Here is an 18,952-nt window from a genome sequence, read left to right on the forward strand (position 1 = left end):
GTAACCGCCTGCGGTGAGGCGTACCCCCGTGGGGGGGGGGGGGGGGCGCCGCCCCCCCCCCCGGGGCCGCGGGGGGGGGGGGGGGGGGGGGGGGGGGGGGGGGGGGCCCCCCCCCCCCCCCGGGGCCCCCCACCACCGGTCGGCCTAGAAGAAGCCGCAGGTGGGGACGCCGCTGACCGGGGCGGCCGTCGGGTCCGCGCCGGTCGGCGCGTACACCTCGAGCCGGATGCCGTCGGGGTCGACGAAGAACACGCCGCCCGAGTTCGCCCCCTCGCCGTGCGGGACGACACCGTCGTAGGCGAACTGCGCGCCGAGCCCTCGCAGGGTCTCCTGGACGGCCTCCACCTCCGCCATCGTCTCGACCTGGAAGGACAGGTGGTGCAGTCCGGGGCGGTCGGTGGGGAAGCGGCCGTCCGACTGCTGCCAGAGCGCCACGAGCATTCGCCCGTCGCGGCCGAGGAACGCGAAGAGCCGTCCCTCCTCCTTGCCCTCGGCCTGCACCTCGAGTCCGAGCACCGTTCGGTAGAAGTCGACCGAGCGCGCCAGGTCGGTGACGTTGAGCCCGACGTGCCCGGTCTTCAGGTCGGTCGGGGCGGCGATCGTGGTCATGGGGACTCCTCCGTAGCGGGGCGCGCCGGATCACCCGGCGCTACCTAACCTGTGATTGGGAGATTAAGGGTTAGAGGACAACCCGTCAAACCCCCTTCATGGGTTAGGGTGGTCCCATGAGTGGCGAGGAACCACCGCGCGATCCGCGTCCGCTCATCGGCGAACCGCTCAGCCTGGACCTGCTCAACACGATCTGGGTGGATGCCGAGGGCGGGCAGGACCTGCTCGGCGACCTGACGGGCACCCGGCTGTGGCTGGCCAGCAACAACCACTCCCACCACCCGGCCACCGAGCCGGTCCGCCAGGCACTGCTCGTCACGCGCGAGGCGATCCGCGCGCACCTCACCGACCCGACTTCGCCGGCGGCGCTCGCAGACCTCAATGCCGTACTCGCCTGGGGGCACATCACGCGCAGCGTCGGGCCGGGCGGTCCGGCGAGCATCGTGCGGGTCGACGACCCGGCACACCTGGCGGCCTGGCACGCGGCGGACAACTACCTCACGCTGCTGGCGCAGCGCCCCGAACGGCTGCGGCGCTGCGCCCACCCGGACTGCGTCCTGCACTTCTACGACACCAGCCCGAAGGGCAATCGGCGCTGGTGCTCCATGGCCGGCTGCGGCAACCGGGCAAAGGCCGCCAGGCACTACGCCCGCGTCCGGCGCCCGGTCAACTGAGCGGCCGGCGTGCACCGGCACGCCGGATCGAGGCCCTGACGCTCCCCGACGCTCCTCGCCGACCTGTACGCGGCACAGGAAAGGTCGACGGTGCCCACGAGCACAGCCCCCGCGCGGTGGCGGCCGCCCGCGCCGGCGGGTACGCGCTGGTGGCCGGTCGGGCGCGCAGCCGTCCGCCCCGAACTTCCGGCCTGCCCGCGTGCCCCGCCGGCGACGGCGGCGGCTTCCCCGTCCTAAGTCATCCGCGACATCGGGTTGGGACCGGTCGTCGGGATCCTGCTGATCACGGGCACCGCCGGGCCCCGGGGCTGAGTCCTGCTGACGGAGGCCGTCGTCCCGTTCGGCGACATGACCAACGTCCTGGCCCACCACAGCTCCGTGACCGCCGCGTACGGCCCCACCGCCTGACCTCGGCGCTGGTCGCGCTCACCGGCCTGCTGATCGTGCTCGAGACCGGTAGGAGCCGTCAGGCCCGCGAGGCCGCCGCGGGGCCCGCCTGACGTCCGCGACCGCGGCGGGGGTGGCCCGGCCGCCTCCCGCACGGGCGCCCGGTGCGCCCGCCGGTCATCCGTCACGAGGCGTCGGTCTGGCGACCCGGGCCTGCGGCGCCGTGCGCCGGACCCTGGCCCGCGTCGTCGGCCCGCCGCCTGCCCGCGGTCTGCGCGCTCCCGTCGAGTTCGGCGCGCAGTTTGCCCGCGTCAGGGTGTCCCAGCCCGTCGAAGATACGCAGCGCCTCCTGCCTGGACCGCCGCGCCAGGGCCGGCTCGCCCGCCAGGTCGTAGGCGGCGGCGAGCTTGCGCAGGGTCTGGCCCTCGTTGCTGAGGTCGCCAGCCTCCCGGAACAGTTCCAGCGCCCGCCGGTAACCGGCCACCGCCTCCCTCGGCTCGCCCCGCCGTTGGTGGATGTAGCCGAGGCTGTCCCAGGTCACCGCCTCACCGAACCGGTCGCCGGCCTCCCGCAGCAGCGCCAGCGCCGCCCGGCAGTCGGCGAAGGCCTGCTCCAGCTCACCCAGCTGCGCGCGCTGCCAGCCCACCGTGTTGAGGGCGTTGGCGGTCATCGCCCGGTCGCCGAGCCGCTCGTACCGCAGCATGGCCTCCCGGGCGTGGTGCAGCGCGTCGCGGGAACGGCCCTCCCGCTCCGCCACCCAGGACAGGTTCCCGTGCACGTGCGCCGCCCCGGCGTCGTCACCGTGCCGTTGGTAGAGCGCCAGCGCCTGGCGCAGGTGGGTGTCCGCCTCGCGCAGCCGGCGCAGCCGGCTGTAGGCACGGCCCAGATGGCGCAGGGCGTGCGCCCGGGGCAGCGGGTCCGCGTCGTGTTCCGCCGCGTCGAGCGCCGCGTGATGCACCGCCACGTAATCGTCCCAGTGTCCCTGCCGGTCGAAGTAGGTCACCAGGGCCCAGGCCAGCTGCCAGCGATGGGTGTCGAAGCCGGTCGACGCCGACTGGACCAGGGCCACCAGCACAGGGTGCTCCGCCCGGAACCACCGCATCGCCGTCGGGGCGTCGGCCGGCGTCTCGGGGCGGGCCCCGAAGCGCGGCGGCACCGGCGCGATCGCGTCCCGGCGAGGATTCAGCAACCGGTCCGCGGCCAGCGCCGTGTGCAGATAGTGGTCCAGCATGCGGTGCGTCGCCGCCCGCCGCCGCCCCTCGTCGTCGCGGGTACGCACCAGCTCGGCGGCGTACGCCCGCAGCAGGTCGTGCATGCCGTACCGGCCCGGGGACGGCTCGTCGAGCAGGTGGGCGCGGGTGAGCGAGACCAGCGCCCGGCGGGCCTCCCCCTCGTCGACGCCCGCCAGGCTCGCCGCGGCGGCCACCGAGACGCTCGGCCCGGGATGCAGCCCCAGCAGCCGGAACACCCGCGCCGTGCTGTCGTCCAGCATCCGGTAGGACACGGCGAGCACGGTACGCAGATCGTTGCGGGGACCGCCGCCGTCGAACCGGTCGAGGCGGTGGTGCGCGCGCAGCTCGGCGGCGAGCGCGGTCAGCGGGAACGAGGGCCGGCCGGCAGCCCGGGCCGCGACGACGGCCAGGGCCAGCGGCAACCGGGCGGAGGCGTCGATGATCTCCCGCACGGCCTGCGGATCCCGGCGCACCCGGTCGACGCCGAGCCGCCGAGTCAGCATCTGGTACGCCTCCGCCGGCGAGAACAGGTCCAGCGGCACCGGCACCGCCCCCTCCGCGGCCACCAGTCCGGCGAGGTCGGCCCGGCTGGTGACGAGCGTGAAGCAGGACGCCGTTCCGGGCAGCAGTGGACGCACCTGGTCGGCGTCGCGGGCGTTGTCCAGCACCACCAGCACCCGCTGGTCGGCCAGCAGACTCCGGTAGAGGCCCGCCTGCGCGTCCAGACCGGCCGGGATCCGCCCGGCCGGCACCTGCAACGCGTCGAGCAGGCCACGGACCGCCTCGGCCGTGGTCATGGCCGGGCCGCCGGGATCGAAGCCCCGCAGATCCACGTAGAGCTGCCCGTCGGGGAACCGCGCGTGCGCCTGGTGCGCCCACCGCACCGCCAGCGCGGTCTTGCCGACTCCGGCGGTGCCGGTCACCACGACGATCCGGGCTCCGGTCCTGGAACGCGCGGCCGCGTCCAGGTCGGCGAGCTGTTCCGCACGACCGACGAAGCCCGGCAGCTCGGCCGGGAGCTGCCGGGGCACGGTGACCGGCAGCCCGCCGCCCTCCGTTTCGTCGCCGCGCAACAGCAGCTGCTGCGCCCGGCGCAGCACGGCACCCGGATCGACCCCGAGTTCGTCGGTGAGTCGGGCCCGAACGGCCGCGTAGACCTCGAGCCCCTCGGCGGTGCGCCCGCAGCCGTGCAGGGCGAGCATCAGCTGGGCGTGCAGCCGTTCGCGGAAAGGCTCAGCCTGCACCGCCTGCCGCAGCGGACCCACCACCTCGGCGTGCCGACCGGCGGCAAGCTCGGCGTCATACCACTCCTCGGCCACGACGAGGCGACGTTCCCGCAGCTCGGGGCCGCGGGCGGCGCGCAGATATTCGGTGGTGCCGCCCAGCTCCGGCCCGGGCCACCCGGCCAGGGCCTGGCGCAGCAGGTCGGCCCGCGCGGCCGGATCACCGGTCTCCCGCTGGGCACGGGCCACGGCCTCGTCGAAGTCGTGCAGGTCGAGCTGGCCGGGCCGCACGGTGATCAGGTAGCCGGGTGGGCGACGGACGATGGTCGCCGGCCCGAGCCACCGGCGCAGGCCCGACACGTACACCTGCACCTGGCCGCGCACCGTCGCCGGCCAGGTCTCCCCCCAGGTGAGGGCGATGAGTTGTTCCTCCGGTACCACCCGGTTGGCGTTGAGCAGGAGCGCGGCCAGGATGGTGCGGGGTTTCGGCCCGCCCAACGGCACCGGCACCCCGCCGTCGTGGACCGTCACCGGCCCCAACAGGTGGTAACGCCGACCCTGGTTCCGGTCGTCCATGCCCCCACTATGGATCGTCTTTCCTCGACGGGTTGTCCCCCTCGCGGTGCCGCGCGCCACACCGCCGCACCGGCAACCCGCACGCCTGCCGCCGGTCACCCGAGCGCCCTCGGCCGTTCATCGGCCGGGCCGCCCGGCCTGCCGTTCGAAGGGTTTTCGAAGCGCCCGTCCCTACCGTGGCGCCGCCCCTGATCCACGGAGACGTCCGCGCCGTCGACGACTCCGCCACCCACCCGCGCAGCGGGACGGTGGCGGGCGCGGCGCCGCGCCTGCTGGCGGAGACGCCCCACCCCGCCTGACCAGGAGCGAGCGGCGTCGCCGGTAGGGGCCGGCACCGGCGGCGAGAGACGCCGACGGATCACCCAGGAGGTCGTGGTGGACAGACAGACACGAAGATGGGACCGGCCCCTTCGGGCCGGGCGTCCCGGCGGCGGTGGCCGCCTCGTCGCCACCGCGCTGTGCGCCGTGCTGGCGGCCGGCCTCGGCGCGGCGGCGCAGGCTCCACCGGCGCAGGCGGCGCCGCAGGGACCGACAGCCCCGGCCGGGGAGCCCGACGGTCCGCTGGCCCGGTCGGACGAGCCGGCGGCGCTGGCCACCGCGCGGCTGACCGGCAAGCGCGTCCTGATCAGCAGCCGGACCACCGCGACCACCCAGTTCTGGGCGCTGCCCGGCGGCGAGGTCGAGGCGGAGATCAGCGCCGGGCCGGTGCGCGTACGCGGCGGTAACGGCGACTGGGTCGATGTGGACACCAGGCTGCGGCGCAACCCGGACGGCTCGGTGACGCCGACGGCGCACCCGTACGGGCTGAAGCTGTCCGGGCCGGCCGGCGCCGGCGAACACGAACTGATCCAGCTCGGCACCGGCGGCCAGCGGTCGAGCCTCGGCTGGTCCGGCCGGCTGCCCGAGCCCACCCTCGACGGCGCCACGGCCACCTACCCGGAGGTCCGTCCCGGGGTGGACCTGGTCGTGACGGCGACCCGCACCGGCTACGAGCAGACGCTCGTGGTCAAGAACCGGCAGGCTGCCGCCCAGGTCCGGCAGATCCGCATGCCGTGGCGCACCGCCGGTACGGCGCGCGCGACCGCGACGCGGGCCCGCCAACTCCCGGCGCTGATGTGGGACTCCCGGGTCGATCCGGCCTCCGGGGAACGCACCCGGCGCGCGGCCGTCGGCGTACGGCACGAGGGCACCGGCGCCAAGTCCGCGGTGGTGCTGACCCCCGACGCGAAGTTCCTCGCCGACCCGGCCACCACCTACCCGGTGGTCATCGACCCGTCGCAGAGCCTCGGCCCGAACTTCGACGCGTTCGTGCAGAACACCTACACCAGCGACCAGTCGACGGCGACGGAGCTGAAGCTGGGCACCCACGACGGCGGCTCCACCAAGGCCCGGTCGTTCCTGAGCTTCCACAACCTGTCCTGGCTGTGGGACAAGCGGGTCACGGCCGCGACCCTCAACCTGTGGAACCACCACTCCTACTCCTGCTCCGCCCGGTCCTGGGAGGCCTGGCAGGTCAACCCGGTCAACAACACCGCCCGGTGGACCGCACAGCCGGCCTGGCTGGCGAAGGCGGGCACCTCCACCGCGACCAAGGGGTTCAGCACCGCCTGCGGTGACGGCTGGGTCAGCGTGCCGGTGACCCTCGCCTTCCAGAGGACCGCCGAGGAACGCTGGCAGACCTCGAACATCGGTCTGCGGGCCACCAGCGAGACCGACAGCTACAGCTGGAAGAGGTTCCACTCCGCCGAGGGGGCGAACCCGCCCAAGGTCACCCTGACCTACGAGTCGAAGACCACCGTCACGACCCAGGCCACCGCGCCGTCCACCGTCTGCGCCACCGGCGCCGACCGGCCGTACGTCGCCAGCCTGACCCCGCAGCTGCGGGCCCAGGTCACCGACGCCGACGGGTCATCCGTCCACGCCACCTTCGAGTGGCACGCCGTCGGGGGCGCGCTCATCGGGTCGGCGACCGAGGGGCCGGGCGCGTCCGGCTCCTGGCTGTCGACCACCGTCCCCGCCGGGGCGTTCGTCGAGGACGGCAGCTACGCGTGGCGGGTGCGCGGCAGCGACGGCGCCGAGGCCGGCGCCTGGTCGCCGTGGTGCGAGTTCACCGTCGACACCGTCGCCCCGTCGGCGTCGCCCACCGTCTCCTCGACCGCCTACCCCGCCGGGCAGTGGGCCGGGGCAGCCGGCACCGCCGGCAGCTTCACCCTCGGTGCCGCCGGGGTGGCCGACGTCGCCGCCTACGAGTACGGGCTCGACACCAACCCGCCGAACCAGGTCGCCAACGCCGCCACACCGGGCGCGAACGTGACCCTGTCGCTGACTCCCGCCACCGACGGCCCGCACACCCTGTACGTGCGCACCCGCGACCGGGCCGGCAACCGGTCGCCCCTGCGCGCCTACCCCTTCTCGGTGGGCGGTGGGGCGTTGACCGGCCCGCGGACCGGCGACATCACCGCGGCGAAGACCGCGATCACCGGGATCGGCCGGTCCACGGCCACCGGCGTGACGTACCAGTGGCGGCGCGCCGACACCGACGCGTGGGTCGACATCCCCACCTCGCACGTGACGGTCGCCGCCGGTGGAGGGGCGGTGACCTGGCCGTTGCCGACCAGCGGCGGCGGCCAGTTCCCGAAGCTGAACTGGGACGTGGCCGCCACCCTCGCCGGCGCTGACACGCAGGCGGTCCCCCGCGACGGCCCCCTGCAACTGCGCGGCACCTTCGTCGGCGGCACCGCCGGCGCGTCCGGCGCGGTCCGGATCACCTTCGACCGGGACCGGGCCACCGCCGCCACCGAGGAGATCGGGCCGGGCACCGTCAACCTGATCACCGGCGACTTCTCCGTCACCGACACCGACGTGTCGGTGGACGCCTACGGCAGCGACCTCACCGTCGGCCGCACCTACCACAGCCGGCGCTCGGCCCAGACGGACGCCGCCGCGATGTTCGGCCCCGGCTGGGTGTCCGGCGCCGCCGTCGAGGAGGCCGACGCGGGCTGGACCGGACTGACCGTGTACGGCTCGCTGGTGCAGGTCGGCACCGCCGACGGGGACACGGTGGGCTTCTCCCGGCGCACCGCCACCGCCTTCGATCCCGAGGTCGGGATGGAGACGCTGAAGCTGACCCACACCGCCGCCACCGACACCTACACCCTGACCGACACCGACGGCACCGCCGTGACGTTCACCCGGATCACCGGCGCCACCGCCGGCCGGTACGTGCCCACCGCCACCCGCACCCCGGGCAGCGACCAGACCACCACCTGGAGCTGGGAGCGGGTGACCCTCAACGGGCAGGAGGTGCTGCGCCCGACCCGGATGCTCGCGCCGGTGCCCGACGGGGTCAACTGCACGACGCTGACCCGCGGCTGCCGCGCGTTGGTGTTCCGCTACGCGACCGCCACCACGGCCACCGGCGGCGGAGAGGACGCCTGGGGCGACTACCTCGGCCGGGTCAGGGAGATCGCCTTCACCGCGTGGGACCCGGACCAGGCCACCCCCGGCATGCGGACCGTGGCGCTGGCCCGCTACGCCTACGACGACGCCGGCCGACTGCGGGCGCGGTGGGACCCCCGGCGGGACCGCACCGACGGCGGTGTCGTACGGCACCAGTGGGAGACCTACGGCTACCACGCCGACGGGGTGCTGTCCACGATCACCCCGCCCGGTCAGGAGTCGTGGCGGTTCCGGTACACCACCGTCCCCGGTGACCCCGGGATCGGCCGGCTGCACCAGGTGAGCCGCTCCGCGCTCGCCGCCGGCACCGCCACCGACACGGTCGTCTACCGGGTGCCGGTCTCCGGTGGCGGCGCGCCGTACGACCTGTCGCCGACCCAGACCGCCCGTTGGGGGCAGTCCGAGGCGCCGACCGATGCCACGGGGGTCTTCCCGGCCGACCAGGTGCCCTCGGGCGACCCGGCGACCGGCGCCCTGCCGTCGAACTGGGAACGCGCGTCGGTGACCTACCTGGACGCCAACGCCCGGGAGGTGAACACCGCCGCCCCCGGCGGACACGTCACCGCCACCTGGCGGGACGCGCACGGCAACGTGACCCGTTCGCTGACCGCCGCCAACCGGGCCCGGGCGCTGGACGACGCGCCCGACGACACCCCGGAGCGGGAGAGCAGCCTCGCCTTGGACCACTCCACCGAACAGGTCTGGTCCGACGACGGGCAGCGGCTGCTGTCCACCCTCGCCCCGCGCCGTGAGGTGGTGCTTCCCAACGGCGCCACCGTCCTCGGCCGGCCCCTCACCCGCAACGCCTACGACCAGGGCGCGCCGTCGACCGGCGGCCCGTACCACCTGCCCACCAGCCGGGAGGACCTGGTCCGGCACTGGGGGCCGACCGGTGGCGAGGTGGACACCGACAAGCGCACCACCAGCACCGCCTACGACTGGGCGCTGCGCCAGCCGACGGTGACCACCGCGGACCCGGGCGGGCTCGCCCACACCGTGCGCAGCAGCTACGACCCGGCCACCGCCGTGGAGACGGTCACCACCACGGCGGCCGGTGGCGCCTCGACGGACACCCCGGCCACCCGCCGGACGATCGTCTACCGGGCCACCGCCGGCTCCGGGCACGCCGAGTGCGACCTGCGACCGGAGTGGGCGAACCTGCCCTGCCGGGTGCAGCCGGGCGGGCAGCCGGCCGACGGGCCCGAGGTGCCGACGACCGTGACCACCTACGACATGTTCCACCAGCCCCGGACGGTCACCGAACGCACCAGCGCCGGGGTGCTGCGGACCACCACCACCACGTACGACGCGGCGGGCCGGGAACACGAGACGACGGTGACGGGTCCGGCCGGTTCCGGCACCGCCGTGCCGGCCGAACGCAAGGTGTACGACCCGGTCTCCGGGCTGCTGCTGCGGACCCAGTCGGTCAGCGGGGGCGCGGTCGTCGCCGAGATCGTGCGCGGTTACGACACGCTGGGCCGGCTGACGTCGTACACCGACGCCGACGGCAACGTCTCGACCACCACGTACGACCTGCGCAGCCGGGTGGCGACCAGCACCGACGGGCGGGGCACGAGGGTGCACACCTACGACGGGGGCACCGAACGGCGCGGCCTGCTCACCTCCGTGCACGACAGCCAGGCCGGCCTGTTCACCGGCCGCTACGACGCGGACGGCACCCTGGTCGCCGAGAACTGGCCCAACGGTGTCGCGGTGAGCCGGCAGATCGACCCGAACGGTGAGCCGGTCGCGGTGGCGTACACCCGGCCGGGTTGCGCCGCCACCGACTGCACCCTGTTCCGCGAGTCGGTGGACCGCTCCGCGCACGGCCAGGCCCGGGAGATCGTCAACACGCTGTCGCACCGGTCGTACCGCTACGACCAGGTCGGCCGGCTCACCCGGGCCGAGGTCACCGTTGGCAACGCCTGCACCACCCGGGCGTACGACTTCGACGCGGCCAGCAACCGCCGGTCGGGCACCGAGTACGGCCCGGCCGACGACGGCGGCTGCCAGGCCACGAGTCCGGCGACGACACGCACCTGGGACTACGACACCGCCGACCGGGCCACCACCGCCGGCTACGCCTACGACTCGCTGGGCCGTACGACGAGCGTGCCGGCCGTCGACACCGGGAACCCGGCCGGCGGGGCGGCCACCGTCGGCTATCACGTCACCGACCTGGTGGACACGATCACCCAGGACGGGCGGAGCACCGACTACCGGCTCGACGTCGACGGCGAGCGGGTCCGTTCGTGGACCGACACGGCGGGCGGCGCGACGGTCACCGCCGTGCACCACTACGACGGCGACGAGGACACGCCGGCGTGGACGCAGGAGAACGCCACCGACCACACCCGGCCGGTGGCCGGGCTGGCGGAGCTGGCTGGAATCTGGGACAGCGCCGCCGGCGCGGTGGCCTGGCAGTTGACCAACCTGCACGGCGACGTGGTCGCCACCATCCACGGTGACGACGCGGGCCTGACCACGGCCGGTGAGGCGTCCGAGTACGGCGTCCCTGCCGACGGCGCCGGCGAGCGCCGGTACGGCTGGCTGGGCGGCAAGCTCCGCGCCGCCGACGCCCCGTCCGGGCTGGTGCTGATGGGCGTCCGGCTCTACAACACCGTCACCGGCCGGTTCCTGCAGGTGGACCCGGTCTACGGGGGCAGCTGCGGCCGCTACGAGTACACCTGCGCGGACCCGGCCAACAAGCTGGACCTGGACGGTAAGCGCATCTGCGTGTGGAAGTACTGCTGGAACCGCAGCGGCGGCTCGGGCAGGGTCCGGTGGTGCGGCACCTGCTGGCTCAACGCCGGCGCGAAGAAGTTCCACCGCTTCACCAAGAAGTGGACGAGCCGCGGCAAGCGCTACGGCAAGGCGTGCGCCTACGGCGCGTTCGGCGGGGTCGTCGCGGACACCATCAAGAACCGTCGGGCGTTCCGGGGCAAGGCGCGGGCGTGGGGCTACGCCGGCTGCTTCGCCTACGTGTACACGAAGTGGTCACGCGGCCGATGGTGACGGCCGGATGACACCGGCGGGCCGGGTCGGCACCTGCCGGCTCGGCCCGCGGGGGCCGGAGGACGAGCGCTTCGGACCGCACCGGTCGGGGCGTCGCCAGGCATCGACCGCAGGACCGTCAGGACCAGCACCGGCCGGCACGCCGCGCGGCCGGTCGACGAACGGAAGTGAGACAGTGATGCCCCTCCTGAACCGGCTACTCGGGATCCCGACCGCGCTGGCGCTGCTGCTCGCCTGGGCGGTGGTGACGGACCCGGACCCGGCGGTCGCCGCGGTCGCCGAGGGGCGGATCGTCCTGTCCCCCGGCACCCACGGCTACGCCTGCTACCGCATCCCGGCGCTCGTCCGGGCCACCGACGGCACCCTGCTGCTCTTCGCCGAGGGCCGCACGCCGGACTGTGCGGACACCGGCGCCCACGACGTGGTGTTGGTCCGCTCCCGCGACGGCGGCCGGACCTGGTCGGCGCCGGCGGTGGTCCACGCCGGCCGGACCAGCACCGCGCACAACCCGGTGCCGGTGGTGGACGCCCGCACCGGACGAATCAGCCTGGTCACCACCCGGGGCTACCGCACGGTGTGGGTGCAGCACAGTGACGACCAGGGAGCCACCTGGACCGCGCCGAGGGAGATCACCGCGTCGGTGAAGCAGCCGAGCTGGTCCGGCTACGCCACCGGCCCCGGACACGGCATCCAGACGACGAGGGGTGCGCACGCCGGCCGGCTGGTGATCGGCACCAACTACTCGGTCGCCGCCGACGGCAGTAAGGGCGGCGCCCTGATCTTCAGCGACGACGGCGGCACCACCTGGCAACTCGGCGCCTCCGACCACAGCGCCGACCCCGACCTGCGGGTGCAGGAACTGTCCGTCTTCGAACGCCCCGACGGCGCGCTGTTCGCCTTCGCCCGCGACGAGAACGGCGCCAACCCGGCGACGGTGGCCTCGGCGACCTCCACCGACGGCGGGCTGACCTTCTCGACACCGTTCCACGCCGGCGCCACCGAGGCCGGCCTCGCGGTACCCACCGTGCAGGCGTCCACCCTGGAACTGCGGGCGACGGACCGCGGCGACCGCTACAACCGGGTGCTGCTGTCGGCGCCCACCCGGCAGGCCGAGACCCGGGAGCGGCTGACCGTGCGCAGCACCTACAAGGGTGGCGCCGAGTGGGTGGACCCGGCGGGCGGCACCCTGGTCTACGCCGGGATGGCCGCCTACAGCGACATGACCCTCGTCAACCGCGACACCGTGGGGCTGGCGTACGAGCGGGCGCGGTCCTGGTCGCACGGGTACATCTGGTTCACCACCTTGACGGAGGCCGACCTGGGTCTGCCCGACGCCGCTTCGGCCGGGAAGCCCACCACCGCGGACCTCTCCCCGGCCGGGCTCGACGCCTACCTGCACGGTGGCGCGACCCGGGTGACCGGTCGGTTCGGCGGAGCGGTCAACCTCGACGGCGTGGACGACCACGTCCGGCTGCCGTTCGCGGAGGCCCTGGCCGTCAGCGACGACGACTTCACCTGGACCGGCTGGTTTCGCTACGGCGCCAGCGACAGCACCCAGGCGCTGCTGTGGGCCTACCACCAGGGGGAGGTCTACTCGCAGCTGTGGCTGCGGGCCGAACCAGCGAGTGGCCAGCTGCGGGCCTGGGCGCAGAGCGGCCAGACGAGCTTCACCCTCACCTCCACCCGGGCCTACGACGACCAGGCCTGGCACCACTTCGCGCTGCGCCGCTCCGGGGGCACCCTGACCCTCCACGTCGACGGCGCCGCCGTCGGCTCGGTCGACGTCACCGGCCTCGGCTCGGTCAGCCCGAGGCGGCCGTTCCAGATCCACCTGGGGCAGCGACTCGACGGCGCGCAGCGCCTCCGGGGCGCCCTCGACGAGGTACGCCTCTACGACCGGGCGCTGACCCCGGCCGAGATCAGCTCGTTGTACACGGCGAACAGCCCCCTGACCGACGGGCTGCGCATCCGGCTACCCCTGGACACGATCCGCCAGCCGTGACCGCGCGCGTCGGCACGCCGACGCGGCCCGTCCGAGGGGGCGAGTGCCGAACGGCACTCGCCCCCTCGGGGCTGCGCGTCGCGCCAGTCAGGTAGTCATTACTCGTACGTTGGTGTTCTGCATGGCACTGATGGATCCACCGAGCTCAGTCCTCTCGGTCGTCACGACCGTACCGTGGTTGCTGAAGCTCCGGTCCGGAGTTGTCCTGTCCTGCTTCCCGTGGACGACGGCCGCAGGCTGCACGCGATCGCGCAGCCGGGCGTTGCGTCCGACGGCGGACCTAGCCCGCCGCGGTGATCCGCTCGAACGGCAGCCACAGCACCTGGCCGATGGTGGCCGCCGTGTTCTGCAGCCGCACGTCGTCCAGCTCGGTGGGGGTGAGCGCGCGGCGGAACACCCGCACCTCGTCCAGCGCGCCGTTCAGGTCGTCCGCGCCGTCCGGCCGCCGCCCCAGGTATAGCCCCTTGATGCCGCCACCGTGCCCGGCGGTGAGCGAACCGGCCGGGGCGGCCCCCGCGGCCACCCGCACCCCGTCGACCCAGAGCAGCAGTTCCCCGCCGGTGCGCTGGAGCGCCAGGTGGTGCCAGGCGTCGTCGCCGTACGCCGGGGTCGTCGACGTCCACCCCGCGGCGACGTCCGACTGGGCCCAGGCCACGATCTGGTTGTCGGCCGGTTGCGCGCGCAGCCAGAGCTGACCGCTGTCGGCGCCGTGGTCGTACGCCCAGAGCAGGCTGTGCCTCCCCGGCCCACCGGGGTGGCGCAGCCACATGGTGATGGTGAAGTCGCCCGCGCCCAGGTCCAGCGTGCCGGTGAAGGGCAGGTGGACGTGGTCGTCGGTGCCGTCGAAGGCCAGCGCGTTGCCGAAGCGGCCGGTGGCGAGCGTGGGCCCGCCCCGCAGCAAGCCGGTGTTGCCGTTGCCGGACAGATCCGCGGTGGTGAGGCCGTCGGCGGTGAAGGGCAGCCGCAGCACGGCCCCGCTGGCGCTGGTGGCGTTGCTGGTGCGGATGGCGTCGATCTCCGCGCCGCTCAGCGCGCGTCGGTAGAGCCGCACCTCGTCGAGCTGGCCGTGGAAGTGGTGGGCGCCGTCGAGTCGCTGCCCGACGTACATCGTGAACGGCCGCCCGGGGCTGATCGAACCGGTCGGCGCGGTCGCGGTGGCCGCCACCGTCCCGTCGACCCAGAGCTTCAGCTGGCCGCCGGCCCGTTGCAGCGCGACGTGGTGCCAAGCGTTGTCGTTGTACGCCCTCGCGCTCGCCACCACCGCGCTGACGCTGCCGCTCTGGATGAAGCCGCGGATGCGGTTGCTCTCCGGCTCCGCACGCAACCAGAGCTGCGAGTGGTCGCCCTGGTGGTAGGCCCAGAGGATGGCGTGGTTGCCGGTGCTGGCGCCGTACCGGATCCAGGCCGTCGCGGTGAAGTCGCTGTTGTCGATCGCGAGCGACTCGGCGAACGGCACCTGTACCGCGTCGTCCACCCCGTCGAGGGTGGCAGCCTCGTCGAACCGCCCCGCGCCGTACGTCGTCCCGCCGCGCAGCCGCCCGTCGTTGTTCAGCCCGGACAGGTCCGGTGTGCGGATGCCCGAGTAGTCGTCCGGCAGCCCCAGGTCGCTCTCGACGAGCCGGGTGAAGCGGATCTCGTCGCGGGCGTCCCCGGTCGACTCGCCGGCCTCGTAGAGCAGCCCGATCTCGCCGCTCGGCAGTTCCGCCAGGTCGGAGTACCCGGACCGGTCCGCGGTGATCTGCTTGGCCGGTGCGGTGCTCCAGGTCCGCCCCTCGTCGTAAGACGACCAGATGGTCAGGTACCTGCGGTACGTCGGGTCGGCGGGCGAGGCGAAGAGGATGCGGTTGTATCGGTCCCCCTCGTCCGCGGCGCGCAACCGCAGCGTGGAGCCCTGCACGCCCGGCGCGGTGACGCCGGGCGTGCTCGCGAAGGGTGCCGCGAAGGTCTCGCCGCCGTCCCTGCTCACCGCCCAGGCCCGGTGGGTGCCGTTGACCTGCGAGTTGGTGCGGGCGGCCGCGTAGATGCCGCCGTCGGTGCGCTCGACGAGGGAGAGCTCCTGCGGGTCCAGGTCGTCCGAGCGGATGTCCGTGGCGCCGAGCTGCCAGTCGGCGCCGCCGTTGTCGCTGTGGACGAGTGCGGCACCGTGGCGGCCGGACCCGTCGGTGAAGTTGACCCCGGCGACCAGGCGGCCGGCGTGCGCTCCCCGGGTGAGCTGGATGGCGTGGCTGGGGCCGGTGGCGTACCAGCCCCACTCCGGCTTGTCGATCTGGGCGGCGATGCTGCGGGCGGTGCTCCAGGTGCTGCCGTCGTCGTCGCTGTACTGCACGTACGGCGTGCGCGGCCGGGAGGTGGTGCTCGGGTTGTACGTGGTGAGCAGCACGATCCGGCCATCGGGGGCGCCGGTGTCCGGCGCGCCGGCGAGTTTCCGGTAGACCACGGGAGCCGGGTTGCCGCGTGTGGCGGGGGTCGTCGGGCTGCCGTCTGTGCCCTCCAGGACGACTCGTTGGGCGCTCCAGGTTCGCCCGTTGTCGGTGGAGCGGCGCATCACCAAATCGATGTGGCCGACGTCGTTGCACCAGGTGGTGCCCGAGATCCGCTTCTCGGCGAAGGCGAGCAGGCTGCCGGCCTTCGTCCGGATCAGGGCGGGGATCCGGTAGCAGGCAGCGCCGAACGTGTCCCGCTGGAACAGCGTCTGCTCCACCAGCGCGGCTCGGGCCGGTGACGAGACCACCAGGGGCCCGGCGAGCAGCAGCACACCGGCCAGCATCTCGCCCAGCCGTCGGCGCCAAACCGCGCGGAACGCCATCCCTGTCCTCCAACCCGTCGACCCGCCGACAGGTGCCCACGCTATGGCCCGTCGTGGTGGGCGCCAACGCGACCGCGATGACGAACGGATGAAGCTTGTGTGTGCGCTTCAGACGGACGCGCTCGGAGTCCGTGCCCGGTCGGCCGCCGGAGCCGCGGCGGCGATTCCCACCCGCACCTGTGGCCCGTTGCTCTGGCCAGCCGAGAGCTGTCGCCTGACTTCACATCGACGTCCACGCCTTCGGTTGACCACGACCGACGATACGTACGTCACGACCGTGCGGCAGCCGTCGCGCGGGGAGACCGGCGACCGGGGCGACGTGGTCGCGTTCGCCGACGCGGCGGTCGCCGCCGGCGTGGACGCCGGGGAGAACCTGCCGCAGCGAGCCGCTGTGCTGGGGCGCATCCGCCGGCCGTGCCACGTGGTCGACGGCGCGGAGCTGGCAGCACTGCGGACCGCGGCCGGCTCGGCCGGCGGCGTGACCCGCTGGCAGGGCGACAACCAGCAGGTCCGCCTGGTGGTGCGGCCGAGCGGGCCTGCGCGGACCTCGGCTGAGGGCTCGGCCGGGCCCGTCGCCGCCGCCCGGTCACTGCCCGGGGGCCGTCCTGCGGGCGCCGGCAGGCCAGATGATCGTGGTCGGGATGCCGTGGCGGCGCGCCCAGTCGACGGTCCGGTCCGTCGACGCCTCGTGGCAGCCCGGTTCGCCGTCCCACACCGCCACGAGTCGCTGCACCCGCCGCACCAGTTCGCGGTTGGCCGCCACGTATGCGGCGGTGTTCGAGCGGTCGTGCCCGGTGTGGACGACTTGCGCCGCCCGGGCGAGCAGTTCGTCGAAGACCGTACGGTTCTCCGGGCGGATCACGGCGGTCCGGTAGTCGCGAGCCGGGAGGATCACCTCGTACGTGCCGCCCAGGTCCAGGACCGTGCGTACGAAGACCTGGTCCGCGCCGGCCGCCAGGCAGGACACGCCGTGCACCGGCCGTTCGCTGATCCGGCGCAACTCGACGCGGAGCGCGTCGGCGACGAGCAACTCGGTGTCGCGGGTCAGGTTGATGTGCCCGGTGATGCCGACGCGCACCGGTGCGGGATCAGCCGGCATCCCCTGGTCCTCTCCGCTGCGCGGGCACCGCGGGTGCCAGCCGGATCAGCTCGAACCCGCTGTCGGACAGCACGTCGGGCAGCGCCCGGATCTCCTCGCGGTTCTGCTCCTGGACGTCGGGGGGCAGTTCGTCCCACGGCCGCAGGGCGGGATGCCGCCGCCGGGCGTCGTCGCGGGGCTCGCCGTACGTCCAGCCCTCCCCTCGCCGTTCCCGGCACCACCGTTCGTGCTCGAGGCGGGCGAGATCCTCGATCCGGTCGTCGATGACCTGCCCGGCGGCGCAGGCGTCCCCGGTGTTGCCACGCCGGGGCGCCACGACGCACCCGAGATTCAACAGTTTGGCGGCGATGTCCTGGACGTGAGCCCGGTTGGCCCGCCGCAGCGACTCCGGCAGTCGCGACCACTCCACCATCGCCGGCGCGTCGCCGGGGCGCACCCCGGCGCGATGCTGGGTGTGGAGGTACCGCTCGTGGATCAGTCGGGCCAGCCGCTCGGTGAGATCCTCGGCGATCAACCGCGCATCGCAGGCGCGGGTCAGCACCGGATAGAGGCGGAGCTTGCCGTGCACCTCGTCGAGCAGGTCGTGGTGGGAGTCGCCGTGGAAGGCGGCGGCGAGCGCTGCCTGCTGGTAGACCGGCACGAAGACGGAACTCTCGGCGAGCTGCCAGAGGGCGGGCGTGTCCAGCACGAACTGCAGGCCGCTGGTCTCGTCCGGCGCGCAGACGTAGATGCGGTCGTAGCGGTCGCGTTCGAGCTGCGCGAGCCCGACGAGGCCGTCGAGGTCCAGGTTGTACGCGGTGAGCTGGCAGACGGTGGCCAGGAACGGGTAGCGGGACGCCGCGACGGCGAGTTCGGCGCCGGCGTCCGGGGCCACGAGGTCCACCCGCAGGGGTGGCACGACGTGACCGGGTGGGGCGTCGGCGCGGCGGGCCCGCCAGTGCCGAGCGGTCTCCACCAGGAGGGCCCGGCGGAAGACGCCGGTGCCGGCGATGAGGACCTTGGTGGGTCGGCCGCTCGCGGGTGGCAGCGGGTGGTACCGGTGCAGGGCGCGGGCGGCGACGTCGTCGACGTGGAAGTAGTCCAGCCGCAGCCGGCTGGATCCGGCGGCGCCGAGTCGTCGGGCCTGCAGTGACAGGCACATCTCGGAGTCGTGGACCAGCACGTAGACCCGAGGTGGTTGCCGTCGGTCCTGGACGAGACGGCTGGCGGTGTTGGCGATCGCGTGGTTGCGGTCGTCGTCCTCGCTGCAGGCGTAGACGGTGTGGGCCCTGCTCAGACCGGCGCCGCGCAGCACCTGAGGGCTGGCCGGGTCGCCGACGACGCCGAGGTATCGGCGCAGGCGGTACTCCAGCGGCCCGAACGGTTCGGAGCGCACCACCACCACGCGTTCCCCGTCGGCGAAGAGCCGGTCGGCGAGCATGTGGGCGAACTGGGAGTCGCCGCAGACCAGGACGTGGCCGCGAGCTCGCCGGGCCCGCAGGCGGCGGCTCTCGGCGGCCAGCAGCAGCCGACCGGCCTCGGCCACGGCGAGGAGGGTGAACAGCGGGGCGGCGAACCGGGCGACCTGTAGCTGCCACGGGTAGGGGCCGGCGTTCTGGAAGGGTTCGGCGCCGAAGACGAAGAGTTGCAGGTCGTAGTAGAGCACGTCGTACGGGTCGTGGGCGGTGCCCGGGCGGGCCTGCAGCAGGCGGTCGAAGCCGACGTAACCGAGTATGAAGGCGGCCAGTCCGATGACTCCGAACACGGCGCGAAGCCACCATACGACCAGGTGGCGCGGGCCGGCGACCGGCTCTGTCATGACCCCGATGGTATTTGACGAGGTCGATCCGGCACTTGCTCGGCGCGCACTATCGGCGGCACCGCCCGTCCG

General features: G+C 74.1%; 9 protein-coding genes. 4 read left to right on the top strand and 5 right to left on the bottom strand.

Going from position 1 to position 18,952, the window contains the following annotated elements; translation table 11 throughout:
• Positions 1-144 precede the first annotated feature (144 nt).
• Positions 145-609, bottom strand: a complete 465-nt coding sequence (locus tag ACGF7U_RS14630) for a VOC family protein (RefSeq protein WP_393106596.1) — start codon at positions 607-609, stop codon at positions 145-147.
• Positions 610-725: 116 nt separating this feature from the next.
• On the opposite strand from ACGF7U_RS14630, the gene ACGF7U_RS14635 reads away from it, so the two are divergent.
• Entirely contained in the window at positions 726-1,283 is a 558-nt protein-coding gene (locus ACGF7U_RS14635) for a CGNR zinc finger domain-containing protein (protein ID WP_393106598.1), read from the top strand.
• A 571-nt stretch (positions 1,284-1,854) separates the two neighbouring features.
• On the opposite strand, the gene ACGF7U_RS14640 is transcribed toward ACGF7U_RS14635, so the two are convergent.
• Positions 1,855-4,701, bottom strand: coding sequence for a BTAD domain-containing putative transcriptional regulator (locus tag ACGF7U_RS14640; protein WP_393106600.1), 2,847 nt, complete (start codon positions 4,699-4,701; stop codon positions 1,855-1,857).
• A 176-nt stretch (positions 4,702-4,877) separates the two neighbouring features.
• Here ACGF7U_RS14640 and ACGF7U_RS14645 point away from each other — a divergent pair, with 176 nt between their 5' ends.
• The 3 genes from ACGF7U_RS14645 to ACGF7U_RS14655 all read left to right on the top strand — a co-directional run bounded on the left by ACGF7U_RS14645 (position 4,878) and on the right by ACGF7U_RS14655 (position 13,177).
• Positions 4,878-5,000, top strand: coding sequence for a hypothetical protein (locus ACGF7U_RS14645; protein ID WP_393106602.1), 123 nt, complete (start codon positions 4,878-4,880; stop codon positions 4,998-5,000).
• Between the two features lie 76 nt (positions 5,001-5,076).
• Positions 5,077-11,175, top strand: coding sequence for a DNRLRE domain-containing protein (locus ACGF7U_RS14650; protein ID WP_393106604.1), 6,099 nt, complete (start codon positions 5,077-5,079; stop codon positions 11,173-11,175).
• Positions 11,176-11,353: 178 nt separating this feature from the next.
• The gene (locus ACGF7U_RS14655) at positions 11,354-13,177 is read left to right on the top strand and encodes an exo-alpha-sialidase (RefSeq protein ID WP_393106606.1); all 1,824 of its coding nucleotides are present in this window, start codon (positions 11,354-11,356) and stop codon (positions 13,175-13,177) included.
• A gap of 280 nt (positions 13,178-13,457) precedes the next feature.
• On the opposite strand, the gene ACGF7U_RS14660 is transcribed toward ACGF7U_RS14655, so the two are convergent.
• The 3 genes from ACGF7U_RS14660 to ACGF7U_RS14670 form a co-directional block, all read right to left on the bottom strand.
• A complete protein-coding gene (locus ACGF7U_RS14660; protein WP_393106608.1) occupies positions 13,458-15,983 on the bottom strand; it encodes a LamG-like jellyroll fold domain-containing protein in 2,526 nt (841 codons plus the stop codon).
• Positions 15,984-16,569: 586 nt separating this feature from the next.
• Entirely contained in the window at positions 16,570-17,082 is a 513-nt protein-coding gene (locus tag ACGF7U_RS14665) for a hypothetical protein (RefSeq protein ID WP_393106610.1), read from the bottom strand.
• A complete protein-coding gene (locus ACGF7U_RS14670; RefSeq protein ID WP_393106612.1) occupies positions 17,072-18,880 on the bottom strand; it encodes a RyR domain-containing protein in 1,809 nt (602 codons plus the stop codon). Before ACGF7U_RS14670 ends, ACGF7U_RS14665 begins: the two co-directional genes overlap by 11 nt.
• Positions 18,881-18,952 lie beyond the last annotated feature (72 nt).

It is taken from the genome of Micromonospora sp. NPDC047670, assembly GCF_043204915.1.
GTDB lineage: Bacteria > Actinomycetota > Actinomycetes > Mycobacteriales > Micromonosporaceae > Micromonospora.

Bases quoted from the DNA above. Each gene is read 5' to 3' on its own strand.
- ACGF7U_RS14640 (WP_393106600.1), bottom strand. From the start codon at position 4,701: ATGGACGACCGGAACCAGGGTCGGCGTTACCACCTGTTGGGGCCGGTG.
- ACGF7U_RS14630 (WP_393106596.1), bottom strand. From the start codon at position 609: ATGACCACGATCGCCGCCCCGACCGACCTGAAGACCGGGCACGTCGGG.
- ACGF7U_RS14670 (WP_393106612.1), bottom strand. From the start codon at position 18,880: ATGACAGAGCCGGTCGCCGGCCCGCGCCACCTGGTCGTATGGTGGCTT.
- ACGF7U_RS14665 (WP_393106610.1), bottom strand. From the start codon at position 17,082: ATGCCGGCTGATCCCGCACCGGTGCGCGTCGGCATCACCGGGCACATC.
- ACGF7U_RS14635 (WP_393106598.1), top strand. From the start codon at position 726: ATGAGTGGCGAGGAACCACCGCGCGATCCGCGTCCGCTCATCGGCGAA.
- ACGF7U_RS14660 (WP_393106608.1), bottom strand. From the start codon at position 15,983: ATGGCGTTCCGCGCGGTTTGGCGCCGACGGCTGGGCGAGATGCTGGCC.
- ACGF7U_RS14655 (WP_393106606.1), top strand. From the start codon at position 11,354: ATGCCCCTCCTGAACCGGCTACTCGGGATCCCGACCGCGCTGGCGCTG.